A 13,569-nucleotide genomic window follows, 5' to 3' on the forward strand; every position below is an offset into this window, starting at 1 on the left:
TCCCGAAAGGCATCCTAAATCTCACAGCCGTTTACACAAGAATTTATACTGAACCTTAAAAATAGCTGATCGTGAATTATTTTTTGTGCAGTCATGTTTTCTTCCTTTATCATTATTATTTCTATTCATTATAATTGAAAACGAGGTGAATAAATATTGAATAATCAAGCAAGTTTTAAACTCTCTCCTTACCATCAGCTCAACCAAGAGCAATCACTTCTCGTACAAAAAATTTTACATTTTTCGATTACACATTGCAGCAATAAAAATCATCCTGCTGTTTTCACTATTTATGGTGAAGCAGGTACTGGTAAAAGTGTAGTGCTTTCTGCCCTTTTTGATCAGTTGCAAAAATTAAACCACCAAACAGGCAGCCAACTGTATAAAACTCAAAACTACTTTTTAGTAAATCACCCTGAACTGCTAAAAGTCTATAAGCAGATTGCTGGGCCGATTAAAGAACTATATAAGAAAAATTATATGCGGCCAACTTCATTTATTAATCAGATGGACAAAAAACAAACCAGTGCTGATGTTGTCGTCATTGATGAAGCACACTTGCTCTTATCTCAGCCTGATCACTACAACAACTTTTATCACGATAACCAATTAGAGGAGGTTATTAAGCGGTCAAAAGTTGTCATTTTGGTATTTGATGAAAACCAAGTTTTACGAATGAAAAGCTTCTGGACACGTAAGCGACTTGAAGCAATTACTCATCATTATCCCCACGAAGACTATCAACTACATCATCAATTTAGAATGATGGCACCAGATAGTCTAATAGAATGGTTTAACTTTTTTACACATAATAAATTAATGCCCTTAAAAAAAGAAATGTGGCACAACTACGACTTTCGTATTTTTACTGATGCAGAAAAAATGCGGCAAGAAATCGTCAAGAGAAATCAAACAGACGGCCTGGCAAGAATTCTTTCAACTTCCGGCTATCCATCTACTCTTGATGGTGGCAAACATTACATTAAAGAAGGGAAATTCATGCTGCCATGGGATCAATACAACTACACATCAACTCCTTGGGCAGAAATTCCTACAACAATCAATGAAGTTGGTTCTATCTATACTTGCCAAGGTTTTGACCTAAATTATGCTGGCATCATTATCGGTCCACCAATCAGCCTGATTCCCGGCACCAATCAACTTAAAGTTAATTTAGACAAAATTACAGATGTTGAGATGTTCAAAAAGCGTAATGATCTAACCAACTCAAAAGAAAAAATAGAATATGAAGAGAAGATGGTCATGAATTCACTCAACGTTCTATTCAAGCGAGGAATCCGCGGTACCTATTTATACGCTCATGATCCCGCACTCAGAGCAAAATTAGCCGCACTTTTTCAACAAGCTAGCTAAAAATACGTCTTTTCACCAAAATAATAGTTTGTCCGATGCAAAGAACGCGCTAAAATGTAAACAAACCACTTTTTAAGGAAGGCCTTTTAAATTTTGAAAAAATCAATTATTGGACTAGCTACCGCTGCGCTGCTAACGACAGTTCCTGCATTTGCGATCACTGAACCACCACAAGTTCAAGCCAGTTCATACTCTAAAACCGAAATGCGAAATTTTGTCCGCAATACTTTGGCTCAAAACAATACTCGCGGTAGTATCGTCATTATCAAAAACGGTCAGCCGCAACAAATCAGCTATGGCTACGCTTGGTACGGTAAAAAAGTTGGCAATGGGAACGACAACGTAGTTTATCCAACTGCTTCTTTGCAAAAAGTTGTTACAGCAGCAATGATAATTCAGCTGATGAATGAAAACTGGCACACTAGTCAAAAATTTACGCAAAACACCAAAATTTCACGTTGGTACCCTAATCTTAAAAACGCCGATAATATTACTATTGGACAGTTAATGACCCATACTTCTGGCATTCAAGCAACCAATACTGAATTGGATCGCGGAAAAGTTTTAAGTGAGAATGACGCCATCAATTGGGCTATTGATAATACTAATAACGGCACTCAAGGGACACCAGGAACCTACTTCTACAATAATACCAACTATCTTTTATTAGCCGGAATTATTATTAAAATCAGCGGACAATCCTACGAAAACAATTTCAATAATCGCATCATTAACAAATTAGGGCTTGCTAATACATTCCTTTATCAGGATATTCCTAGTTGGAAAACCGATCCTATCTCTTACGTCTGGAATAATGGTAAAAATTACCAAGACGCTGAATACGTTAAAAAGACTCTTGCCTCCCAGCTTCCAGGCGCAGGCAATATGTTCACTACCCCAATGGATTATTACAAGATCCAGCTTGGCTTAACCAATGGTAGTATCTTAAGCAAATCCGATTTCTATTACTTAACTCATCTTAAAAGTGCAACCACTAATTATTCTGGAGGGCTTCATTTAGATGATGACCATACTAAATCTGCTTATGGTAGCTTAAGCAACACTCATTTTGGTAATTGGATCAAAATGACTACAGATAATCGATATGGAATAATTATGTTTTTAAACCAGGTTAGCGGTGATGAAACTGCTCAGAAAAATATCGGGACTAAGATTCTAGATCACATCAAGCCTAGAATGTTTGATAAGGATAATAACCAAGATGACCAAGATCTAATTAATATTAGCGGCAATTAAAAAAGCTTTTCCTAAGCGGAAAGGCTTTTTTGGTCTATTCAAATAATAACTCATGCATTGACTCACTCAGTGGATGTTTCAACATTAAGTTCATCCCTACAGCTGGCTTTTTCTTAACACCGAGCAATTCTTCGCGAACAGAATCAGCTTGAATCTTTGCCTTGCCTAAATAAAAGAACTGCTTACCATCTGCATCGCTTCTTTTAACAAATATATACAAATTCATCCCTCGCGTATTAAGCAAACGCTGTACCTCATCAGAATCTAAATGCCGTGGCACCCGAGTATACCAGCGCAAACTGCGCCCATCAGCCAATGTATTACGATACAGAGCATTCCGCTTTTCATGATCATCTTTATGATAAGTGATGAAGATTGGTGTGTCCTGCTCACCAACACGATAGCCATACATCGGGGCCGAAACATCCTTAGGCCAGTTCAAGAGTCGACAAGCGTCCTTACGATCATATTGCTGATATAAAGTAAATTGACGCTGATTATCATATTCCTGATTTAAGGCCAAACCAGTTTTAATAGCATCAACAAATAAATTCTTAAAATCATGTTGATCTAGAGCAGAGCGTAGAGAACCATTCAATTGATAGTCAAATAAATTGCTACGTTCAACTAACGGCAATTTACCATATTGTGCTTTTTTGGTAGTCTTTCCCTGCTTAATATCAAAAAAATCTAGCGATAAAATCGCATCAACAGAAGCTAACAATTCATCATTTACATAAGCATGGTGTCGTTTCAATTGAGCTAGATAATCTTCTTGCTTAACAATATCTTGTTCAAGTAGCATCTCTAACAAAAGTAACTCGTGAATTCTTTTACCATTAAGTAATTCCTTAGTCACAAAAGACAGCACTTCATTTTCATATTTTGATAAATTAACGTCTTCGCCCATTTTACCCAAAAAGTCAGCATAGCTTGCCAAGCCATGATTTTGTGCAAAAACAATCGGTGCAACTGAGCCATATTGATAAAAATCAAATAGTAGCGGTACACGCCCTAGTTTGTTCTTGAGATCATGGTAACTCTGCCGCAATTCACGCATCCCATCAAGCTTGACACTATCAAGCGAAGCCAAAATTTTTTCACTGGCAATTTTACTAAAGTTAATCGTTGAAACATCAATAAAGCTTGGCAGACGCGTTTCTCGTTTAGCTTGATCTTTGCTTCGAGAAGTATCCTGATTCAGTGCCAACGGAATTATGTAATTGTTTTTATAATTGCCAATAAAATCTAGCACAACGGTAAAATCTTTGCCAGGATATTTACGAAGCCCCCGGCCTAACTGCTGTATAAACACTATGCTCGACTGTGTGTTGCGTAACATTACAATTTGATTCAAGGCAGGGATGTCGATTCCTTCGTTAAACAAGTCAACCGCTACAATATACTCAATCTCACCTTTAACTAAAGACGCAACCACTTCATTACGTCTTTTTTCATTATCCTCATTGGTCAATGCTACAGCGGGATGTCCTTTTTGACTAAAAAGCCGAGCTAATTCACGTGCTTCATCCTGTCGACTGCAGAAAACCAAGCCTTTAGCCTTTGTTCCACAATAGCCGTAATAGTCTAATTCCTTTAAAACATAGTCTACTCGAGATGTAGAAGCTAGGTAGCGTAAATCTGTTGTTTCATCAATCGCTACTCCGTCTGCTTCATAATCCTGGACACCCACATAATGAAATGGCGCCAGCATCTTTTCTTCCAGTGCATCCCGCAAACGAATTTCATATGCCAAATTGTAGTCAAAAATCTGGTAAACATTTTGCTCATCCATTCGTTCAGGCGTAGCCGTCATTCCTAACCAAAAATTGGGCTTAAAATAATGTAAAAGGCGCTGATACGAAGGTGCAGCTGCCCTATGTGCTTCATCAATCAAGATATAATCAAATTCGTCGCTATTAAAATTAGCCAGCATCTCAGGTTGACTTATCGTTTGTACCGTCGCAAATAAATACTTGGCCTGTAAATTGTGCCTATTTCCCGTTAATAAGCCATAATCCGATCTTGGTCCACCGATTACACGATAAAAACTTTCTAATGACTTTTTAGCAATTTGCTCACGATGCACAATGTATAAAAAACGCCGCGGCTGATATTTCTTAACGGCAAAAGCACCTAAATAAGTTTTCCCCGTTCCCGTGGCTGACACTACTAGCCCTCGTTTTTCACCACTTGCAACTAGTGCCTCTATCTGTTTTAAAGCCGCTTTTTGCATTTTATTTGGTAAAATTTTTGTCTGATGCCGATCAGTAGCAACTCGCTCAGGCTTTACCCAATTTTTACGATAATCTGTTAGCCAGGCTGAATTTAAAACAAAACTATCCTGTTTTAAATCTGCAATTTTATCCACTAATTGAGCTGTTAAATCTGCTTGCTTTTTTGAACTTACTTTCAAAGCCCACTCATAGTTAGCCAGCAGAGCTGAACGTGTAAAATTAGCACTGCCAATAATCACAGTTTGATAGTTTTCATGATCAAATAAATATCCTTTAGTATGGAAACCTGCCTTATTAGCAATACGAACTTCTAAATTAGGAATCTTTTGTAATTCCGTAAAAACACGCGGATTGTTAAAACCCAAGTAATCACCAGTAATAATCGTGCCACTAATTCCATTTTTCGCTAAATCTGCCATTATCACCTTAAACGGAACTAGCATGTCTTGCGTAATAAACGCAACCGCCCAAGTAAAGGACTTGCAACTATACAATTCCTGGCGCAAAGTCTGCCAGATTCTCTCTTGCTGATTATTAGCTAATATTTTAGGACCTAATTCTTCACTTCCTAAATAATTTTGATCAACAAAACCATTTAATATTGCATCCCTCATCGCATCCGCCATTTTATTCACCTCTCTCAAATTCTACTAAAAAAGCATCCGTCTTGAAAAACGAATGCTTCTTAATTCTATTGTGATTGCCATTTTTCATGCCAGCGATACAAAATAAGTGGCAAAATCGACACAATGGTACACATGCCGATTAAGGTCCAAACATAAACGTGACGCAAATTGCTTGGCGTGCCTTGTGCTGGAACAAAAGTTACAAAGAAAGCTATAACCGTGATGATTAATGCAAGCACCGCAATTGCAATACTCAAATTAGGGTTCTTGCTCATATAATACATACGGTGATAATCTTCATGCTTTCTTTTCAAAACCATGTAAGCAATCAACATAATCATATAAACCATGAGATATTGCGCCGTCGTTGCGGCCAATGAAACGTTAAACGCAAAATCGGCATCGGCACCACTGGTAAAAGTAATCAATAATGCAGAAATGGTAACGATACTTGATTGTAAAACCATAATTCTTAATGGCACGCCGTGCTTAGTGGTTTTAGCAAAAAACTTAGGCATATAGCCCTCTTTAGCCGCTTCATACATTCCCTGATTAGGACCAGCAATCCAGTTGCCTAGCTCACCAATAATACCGCAAGCTAACATTATACCCACAATTTTTTGCAACAGATCACCAGGTAGCCCGATTGACGTTAACAGCTTGCCATAGGTATAAACAAAGCCTGTACTGTTCTCTATTTGATCCTTAGGCACAGTCATTCCAATTGCCATACTACCTAGCAAGTCGAAGCAGATTGCAGTAACGGCTAAGCCAAGCATAACTTTTGAGTATGACTTGATGTGGTCCAAGTTTTTAACGTGCGGTGCAGAAGCTTCCCCACCACAAAAGGCCAACATAAATGGGACAAAGGCAACTAATGTATTACCATTCAATTTATGTGGAATTACAGTATTCCAGTTAATCGTCATATGCAAGGGATGCCCCTGAATCACATATACGAAGAATGAAATAATCAATAAAATTACTGGTGTCGCAATCCCCAGAATAAACAGCCATTCAGCGATTCGACCAATCTTTCTAACACCAATTACCTGAATCGCTGTTGCTCCCCACAAAATAACCATCATTAAAATGAAGCGTACGATTGGCGTGGTGTTGAACCAAGGTGTCCCAAATGTGATAGACAATGCCCCAATGATCACATACATCATCGTATCCATACCAACAGTAATATGAATCCATTGATAAAACATTGCTGTCCAGCCTGTTTTGTCTCCAAGAGATCCTTTCACCCAAGTGAAGATTCCGCCTTTTTCCCAGCCGTCAATTGAAGCCATTTCTCCAGCCATTTGCGTAATCGGGATAAACCAAGCGATTCCAGCAATTAACAAGTAAAACAGTGCCGTTGCTCCAGTTTTACCAAATGGTGCGAGTTCATCAACAGAAATAACCATTGAACTAGTCATCGCGAATAGCTTAAATGCTGTCAGACGATTGTACTTCAGATCCTGCTCCAAAGCCCAATCTTCTTTTTTCTCGTTATTCAAAGAATTTCAACCCCTACTTCTTTTTCAAAATAAAAACATTTCAAAAAGAAATTATACTAGGGCTTGCTTCAATTTAAAGATTTATTTCAAGCAAAATTGGGCAGTGGTCTGCTCGTTTGCCCGTATCGATCATCTCTGAGCGGACCACCTTATCAGCAATGCGATTGCTTACTAGCCAATAATCAATTCTCCAGCCAGAGTTGTTAGCCTTAGCGGTTCTGACACGTTGAGCCCACCAAGAATATACGCCAATAATCTCACCATGAACTTTTCTAAAGGTATCGGTAAAGCCAGCATTGAGCAAATTGGTAAAGTCGACTCTTTCTTCATCAGTAAAGCCAGCTGAGTGATGATTATTTTCGGGATGTTTTAAGTCAATTTCTGTGTGAGCACAATTATAATCGCCACTTGCCAAAACTGGCTTTTTTTCATCTAATTTTTGCAGATATTCAATATACTTTTGGTCCCAAACTTGACGTTCAGCTAGTCGCTTTAAACCACTGCCTGAATTTGGCGTATAAACCTGGGTGACAAAGTATTTATCAAATTCCAGTGTGATTATCCGTCCCTCATGATCCATCGGCTCAGGGGCGCCAATAATCGGCTCAGACACTGCAGGAGTTAATCCTTTCTTATAAAGATACATTGTACCAGCATAGCCTTTTCTAGCTGGTTCTTCTGAAGAGCGCCAAACATAGTCATACTCAGGGAACTTTTCAGCCAACACTTCTTTATGTTTTTTAGTTGGCCCAGTTGCACGCAGCTTAGTTTCTTGAATCGCAATAATATCTGGATTGGCATCATGAATTTTAGTTAAAACTTGCCGCGTTTCTTCCGCCCTAGCTGAAGTACCAGTCAGAGCTGCATTTAATGAATCGATATTCCATGAAATTAAGATCATTTTTCTTCCCCTTTGTTTTAGTTCTCAAGTTTAATTATAACGAAAAAAAGAAAAAGGACTGATTTAGATGACTTTTCTAAACCAGCCCTTTTAAGGGAGTTGTGTTGAATGAGAATAACGAGATTTTTTTACATTAGCCTACTCATCACTAATGTTGCGAAAATAAATTATCAAGATTAACAAAAGATTCAACGCAAGAGATGTTGCAGGGGGTCTTGACTCTTTACCTTCGCAAAAAGGGGATGGACTTATTATCAATCTTAACTTTCGCGGTTGTATAGGGGACAACCAGCAAAAAGCAATACCCAATGTATGAATTAATAAAGGCCCAATAGGATGTATTAATAAGGAATTAGAAGATTTGTTACCTTCGTACAATTCATCTCTATTTGATGCGTTGTATTTTTGTTATGAGTATATAATATCAGCTTTATGACAATGCGTCACTATTTGCTTTTTGTCTTTAGAAATCCTTAAACTTTTAGACAAAAAAGCAAGCTAGCTCCTATTTGAGTCAACTTGCTTCTTAGTAAACAGAAATTAGATATTACAAATTAAGATCTATGCTTCTTGCTATCTGCTAATCCTAATAAGCTTCCAGCAGCTGCAATAGCTACACCGATAGCAGTCAAAGCAACGTTATCCTTCTTCCCCGTTTGTGGCAAAGTAGATTTTTGCTCACTAGCTACTGTCTTCTTGCTACCATTATCCTTTGCTGGTGTCTTAGTAGCATGAGGAGTTGGTGTTGTTGGCTTCTGCTCTGGCTTTACAGGCGGGGTAACTGGGGTTGCTGGATTATCGCCTGGATCCACTGGTGGAGTAACTGGGGTATCTGGAGTACCAGGATTATTAGCCTTATAGTTAATTACTACTTTAGTATTTGGAGTATCTGGAGTAGTTTTCCAAGTGTAAGTCGTGTCAGGAATCTTGTCCTTGATATCGTTAGAGTTAGTAACTACAGTACTTGGGTCTGGAACCTTGTCACCCTTTGGTACGTAGATAACGTCTGGTACATTTGGTGCAATGACAGTTACAGGAACAGTTGCGGTACTCTTAGTACCGTCTGGGTAAGTCTTGTCTTTGATTTGAAACATTATCAGCTTCTTTGACTGCATCTACATCTATTTTCTCACTACTCTGTTTTTGAACAACTGAGCTGGTTTGCTCAGCATCTCTACTTAAATCATCTGCATGAACAGCATGACCACCAAAAAACATAAAGGTGTTCCCGATTATTACAGAAGCAATACCAATTGTCAGCTTTCTTAGGCTGAAATGCTGTTGGCTTTCTCCTTTAAAATGCATATTCAATTTTCCTCCGCTATGTTTGTTTCTCTACTTAAAGTCCATTATATAACCTGGGTTATATAACGAAAATGCGTCTCTTATACAAATCCATATACTACCTTTAACTAATATTGCTATATACAAAAATAATTTTCATATCTATGGGATTGAGATTAGGTAACAGTTAATAATAGTTGCAATTTTTAGGCTATAAACTTTTTTGAAAAAATTGCAACTTTTTTGCTCAGAGTAAAACTTGACTTTTATTTTTCTTAAAATCTATACAAAAAAATGGTTCTTTTGTGTTTTGTTGAGCAAGTAAAAGCGTATAATGAGGACTGGTCATACTAATAAATTTTACGGAGGTTAAATTTATGACAAAGATTTTTGCTTACGCTATTCGTAAAGACGAAGAACCATTCTTAAACGAATGGAAGGAAGCTCACAAGGACGTCGATGTAGATTACACTGATAAGCTTTTGACTCCTGAAACTGCTAAGTTAGCTAAGGGTGCTGACGGTGTTGTTGTTTACCAACAATTAGACTACACTCCAGAAACTCTTCAAGCATTGGCAGACGCTGGCGTAACTAAGATGTCATTACGTAACGTTGGTGTCGACAACATTGACATGGACAAGGCTAAGGAACTTGGCTTTGAAATTACTAATGTTCCAGTTTACTCACCAGACGCTATTGCTGAACATGCTGCTATTCAAGCTGCACGTGTATTACGTCAAGACAAGCGCATGGACGAAAAGATGGCTAAACGTGATTTACGTTGGGCACCAACTATCGGCCGTGAAGTTCGTGACCAAGTTGTCGGTGTTGTTGGTACTGGTCACATTGGTCAAGTATTTATGAGAATTATGGAAGGTTTCGGCGCAAAGGTTATTGCTTACGATATCTTCAAGAACCCAGAACTTGAAAAGAAGGGTTACTACGTTGACTCACTTGACGACTTGTACAAGCAAGCTGATGTAATTTCACTTCACGTACCAGATGTTCCAGCAAATGTACACATGATCAATGACGAATCAATTGCCAAGATGAAAGATGGCGTTGTAATTGTAAACTGCTCACGTGGTCCACTTGTTGACACTGACGCTGTTATCCGCGGTTTGGATTCAGGTAAGATCTTTGGCTTTGTTATGGATACTTACGAAGACGAAGTTGGTGTATTTAACGAAGATTGGGAAGGTAAAGAATTCCCAGACAAGCGTTTGGCAGACTTAATTGATCGTCCAAACGTATTGGTAACTCCACACACCGCCTTCTACACCACCCACGCCGTACGTAACATGGTTGTTAAGGCATTTGACAACAACTTGAAGATGATCAATGGTGAAAAGCCAGATTCTCCAGTTGTTTTGGACAAGAACAAGTTTTAATTAACCTAAATTAAAACAAACTAAAAGACTTGGGAAAATTACTTCTCAAGTCTTTTTTGCGTATTAAATTAATCAATATCTAAATACTTAGCCAAAACCTTCAAAACACCATTTTCATCATTCGTTGGCGCTTCATATTTTGCTACCGCCTTAGCCTTCGCATTGGCGTTTTTCATCGCATAGCTATAGCCACATGCCTTAAGCATATCAATATCATTTTCGCCATCGCCAAAGGCAATCAAATCTTTTTGCGCAATGCCATAATGCTTAAGCATATCGTCTACGCCCTTGGCCTTATTAATGCCTTTATGCACCAAGTCGATTGTCATATTACCACTGCTAGTGCCGCGAATACAGTCACCATATTTTTCATTAAACCGATCCTGAATCACCTGTGCCAGTTCATCATCAGCTGTCAGACAAACCTTCAAGATCGCATCGGTTGGATCAATGTCAGTAAACTGATCGATTTCCTGAACATCACGATAATAAATTCTAATGTCGTCTTTATCCGCTTGATCCATACTCTTCAAAATATAGCAATGATGCTGTGCGCTAACCATAATGATCGCTTCAGGGTATTTTGTTTGAATAAAATGTAGCAATTTTTGTGCAGTATCATAGTCAATCGCAATCCGCTTAAATACTTTGCCATCGGCTTCTAGAATTGCCCCATTTTCAGACACGTAATCTACTTCATTAGTAAACTCGTCAAAATATTCATGCGAACGAATTAGTTGGTTCCCTGTTGCACAGATAAACGGTATTTGATTAGCTTGCAATTTTCGTAAAACTTTTGCAAATAGCGCATGATCAAAAGTCTTTTTTTCGGTCAAAAAAGTGCCATCTAGATCAACCGCTACAGCTTTAAAAGGTATTTGTGTCATGTTTTATCACCTTTCTATCGTACCTTTATCTTACTATGCAAGCGATTTTCTAGCAGTATTTTGCTAATAAAATGAAATTTCTTTCATAACTAGTCAAATATTTCGTTTATTTCAAGTTGCATTTTTAATGTTTCACATGTAACAAGATAAGCAATTCATGGTATCATGCTAATCTAATGGATAAGTATAAGGATATTGTGCAGTCTCTGGCACCTTATCCCAAGTGACGGTGTGACCTGCACCATGTGAACAAAAGACAGAGTTAGGCGTATTCTCCAGATCAGAAACGGGATCATAATTCTTTTCCTCAATAATTTCTGCCGCATTGTGACAAGGCAAATAACCACTGACTACGCATTCAAGATTACCTTCACCATGCGTATAATTGCGCACTTCTGTCGCATAATCTTGCATTTCAGCTACCGGTGCAGAACCGGATATGACTGTTCGTTCACCAATATTTTCAGGCGTACTAAATTTTCCATTCATGCGCTGAATATCATTTAAAGCACGCCCTACCTGATCTTTTCCTATTTCTAAGCGGAAATCATACCACGGTTCGAGCAAAATAGTTTGCTGGCGTATCTTTTCTTCCATTAAACCTTGCCGCACTGCACGATAAGTTGCTTCACGGAAATCGCCACCAACCGAATGTACAATTGAGCCTTTACCACCGATCAAGGTAATCTTCATATCTGTAATCGGCGAAGCTGTCAAAACACCAAGATGTTCTTTAGACTTCAATGCCGTCATGATTTGATGTTGCCAATTTTTAGTCAAAACTTCTAAACTGCATTTATTTTCAAAAACAATACCGCTATTACGTGGCAGTGGCTCCAGTAAAAGATGAACTTCCGCGTAGTGACGTAGTGGTTCAAAGTGGCCTACTGCTTCAATTGGTTTAGTGATTGTTTCTTGATAAAGAATACTTCCCTGTTCAAAAACAATATTCAAACCAAAACGTTCTTGCATTAACTGTTCTAAAATTTCTAATTGAATCTTTCCCATCACTTGCACGTGGATTTCTTGCAAATGTTCGGACCAAGTCACATGTAGCTGTGGATCTTCATCTTCCAAGGTTTGCAGAGCTTTTAAGCAAGCGTGAAGATCATTATCCTGGGGATTAACTTTATAGGTCAAAACTGGCTTAAGCAGTGCAGTTGGTGCATCCCCCACGCCAAAACCTTGACCAGGATAGCTTTTACTTAAACCTGTTAAAGCTACGACATCACCAGCTTCTGCTTCAGTAATTGTGGTAAATTTTTCACCATTATAACTACGCAGCTGATTAATTTTCTCACCAGCTAATTCAGTCTTGGCTTTTAAGCTGCCACCCAAAATTCGCAACCAAGTTAAGCGTTCACCTTTAGTATCATGCGAAATCTTAAAGCATCGTGCCGCAAACTTATCAGAGAATTCCTTTTCCTTAGTCCATTTACTAAAACCAGCTAAAAATTCCGTAATTCCCGTTAATTTCAACGCAGAACCAAAATAAATTGGAAAAACTTTTCTCTGCACAATTGCATTTTGCACGTCCTGATCAGACATGGCACCACTATCCAAATACTTCTCAAGCAAGGCATCATCTGTGGCAGCCACATTTTCATAAAATTCATCATCAATCTTCGAAAAATCAACGCAACTCTCACTTAAGTTCTTTTGAATATCAACCAACGCCATCCCTCGATCAGCGCCTATCGCATCAACCTTATTCACAAAAATAAAAACTGGTACCTGATATCGCTTGAGCAAATGCCACAGAGTGCGAGTATAACTAGCTACACCATCTGTAATTGAAATAACCAAGATAGCATAATCAAGCACACTCAACGTTTCTTCAGTTTGCGCACTAAAATCAACGTGCCCCGGAGTATCTAGTAAAGTAATTTCTGAATTATTAGTTGTTAATTTAGCTTCATGAGAAAAAATGGTAATGCCACGTTTTTTCTCCAATTGATCTGTATCTAAAAATGCATCACCATTGTCGACTCTGCCTAAATTGCGCAGATTGCCTGCCGTATAAAGCAAAGCTTCAGATAAAGTTGTCTTACCCGCATCAACGTGGGCAACAATTCCTGTTGTAATTTTCTTCATTGTCTCACCT

At 38.3% G+C, this 13,569-nt stretch carries 10 protein-coding genes; 3 read left to right on the top strand and 7 right to left on the bottom strand.

What is annotated here, in order from left to right:
* Nucleotides 1–156 precede the first annotated feature (156 nt).
* Together CP363_RS08005 and CP363_RS08010 are read left to right on the top strand one after the other, a co-directional pair.
* Nucleotides 157–1,374 (top strand): DUF2075 domain-containing protein, encoded by a 1,218-nt coding sequence (locus CP363_RS08005; protein ID WP_057726847.1) that lies wholly within the window; start codon nucleotides 157–159, stop codon nucleotides 1,372–1,374.
* 204 nt (nucleotides 1,375–1,578) lie between these two features.
* The gene (locus CP363_RS08010; protein WP_005721937.1) at nucleotides 1,579–2,631 is read left to right on the top strand and encodes a serine hydrolase; all 1,053 of its coding nucleotides are present in this window, start codon (nucleotides 1,579–1,581) and stop codon (nucleotides 2,629–2,631) included.
* Between the two features lie 34 nt (nucleotides 2,632–2,665).
* Here CP363_RS08010 and CP363_RS08015 read toward each other — a convergent pair whose 3' ends face one another.
* From CP363_RS08015 to CP363_RS08035, 5 genes are all read right to left on the bottom strand, one after another.
* A complete protein-coding gene (locus CP363_RS08015; RefSeq protein ID WP_098036103.1) occupies nucleotides 2,666–5,494 on the bottom strand; it encodes a DUF3427 domain-containing protein in 2,829 nt (942 codons plus the stop codon).
* Between the two features lie 65 nt (nucleotides 5,495–5,559).
* Nucleotides 5,560–7,002 (bottom strand): amino acid permease, encoded by a 1,443-nt coding sequence (locus CP363_RS08020; RefSeq protein WP_089147965.1) that lies wholly within the window; start codon nucleotides 7,000–7,002, stop codon nucleotides 5,560–5,562.
* Nucleotides 7,003–7,075: 73 nt separating this feature from the next.
* The gene (locus tag CP363_RS08025) at nucleotides 7,076–7,903 is read right to left on the bottom strand and encodes an exodeoxyribonuclease III (protein WP_065991141.1); all 828 of its coding nucleotides are present in this window, start codon (nucleotides 7,901–7,903) and stop codon (nucleotides 7,076–7,078) included.
* Nucleotides 7,904–8,457: 554 nt separating this feature from the next.
* Nucleotides 8,458–8,997: an LPXTG cell wall anchor domain-containing protein gene (locus tag CP363_RS08030; RefSeq protein WP_098036104.1), complete on the bottom strand. Its 540-nt coding sequence runs from the start codon at nucleotides 8,995–8,997 to the stop codon at nucleotides 8,458–8,460.
* A complete protein-coding gene (locus tag CP363_RS08035; protein WP_098036105.1) occupies nucleotides 8,957–9,208 on the bottom strand; it encodes a YSIRK-type signal peptide-containing protein in 252 nt (83 codons plus the stop codon). The genes CP363_RS08030 and CP363_RS08035 overlap by 41 nt, the downstream gene beginning before the upstream one ends.
* A gap of 356 nt (nucleotides 9,209–9,564) precedes the next feature.
* Here CP363_RS08035 and CP363_RS08040 point away from each other — a divergent pair, with 356 nt between their 5' ends.
* Nucleotides 9,565–10,578: a D-2-hydroxyacid dehydrogenase gene (locus CP363_RS08040; RefSeq protein ID WP_098036106.1), complete on the top strand. Its 1,014-nt coding sequence runs from the start codon at nucleotides 9,565–9,567 to the stop codon at nucleotides 10,576–10,578.
* A gap of 68 nt (nucleotides 10,579–10,646) precedes the next feature.
* Here the strand turns inward: CP363_RS08040 and CP363_RS08045 are convergent, their stop codons facing one another.
* Together CP363_RS08045 and CP363_RS08050 are read right to left on the bottom strand one after the other, a co-directional pair.
* Complete coding sequence (locus CP363_RS08045) at nucleotides 10,647–11,465, bottom strand: Cof-type HAD-IIB family hydrolase (protein WP_098036107.1); 819 nt, start codon at nucleotides 11,463–11,465, stop codon at nucleotides 10,647–10,649.
* A gap of 168 nt (nucleotides 11,466–11,633) precedes the next feature.
* Complete coding sequence (locus tag CP363_RS08050; RefSeq protein ID WP_098036108.1) at nucleotides 11,634–13,559, bottom strand: translation factor GTPase family protein; 1,926 nt, start codon at nucleotides 13,557–13,559, stop codon at nucleotides 11,634–11,636.
* Nucleotides 13,560–13,569: the final 10 nt, after the last annotated feature.

The sequence above is a fragment of the Lactobacillus sp. UMNPBX12 genome, from assembly GCF_002553955.1.
Lineage (GTDB): Bacteria > Bacillota > Bacilli > Lactobacillales > Lactobacillaceae > Lactobacillus > Lactobacillus crispatus.

What these genes read in the sequence shown, in the direction of transcription:
- CP363_RS08010 (WP_005721937.1), top strand. Translation starts at nt 1,579, where the DNA reads ATGCGAAATTTTGTCCGCAATACTTTGGCTCAAAACAATACTCGCGGT.
- CP363_RS08015 (WP_098036103.1), bottom strand. Translation starts at nt 5,494, where the DNA reads ATGGCGGATGCGATGAGGGATGCAATATTAAATGGTTTTGTTGATCAA.
- CP363_RS08025 (WP_065991141.1), bottom strand. Translation starts at nt 7,903, where the DNA reads ATGATCTTAATTTCATGGAATATCGATTCATTAAATGCAGCTCTGACT.
- CP363_RS08030 (WP_098036104.1), bottom strand. Translation starts at nt 8,997, where the DNA reads ATGTTTCAAATCAAAGACAAGACTTACCCAGACGGTACTAAGAGTACC.
- CP363_RS08035 (WP_098036105.1), bottom strand. Translation starts at nt 9,208, where the DNA reads ATGCATTTTAAAGGAGAAAGCCAACAGCATTTCAGCCTAAGAAAGCTG.
- CP363_RS08040 (WP_098036106.1), top strand. Translation starts at nt 9,565, where the DNA reads ATGACAAAGATTTTTGCTTACGCTATTCGTAAAGACGAAGAACCATTC.
- CP363_RS08045 (WP_098036107.1), bottom strand. Translation starts at nt 11,465, where the DNA reads ATGACACAAATACCTTTTAAAGCTGTAGCGGTTGATCTAGATGGCACT.
- CP363_RS08050 (WP_098036108.1), bottom strand. Translation starts at nt 13,559, where the DNA reads ATGAAGAAAATTACAACAGGAATTGTTGCCCACGTTGATGCGGGTAAG.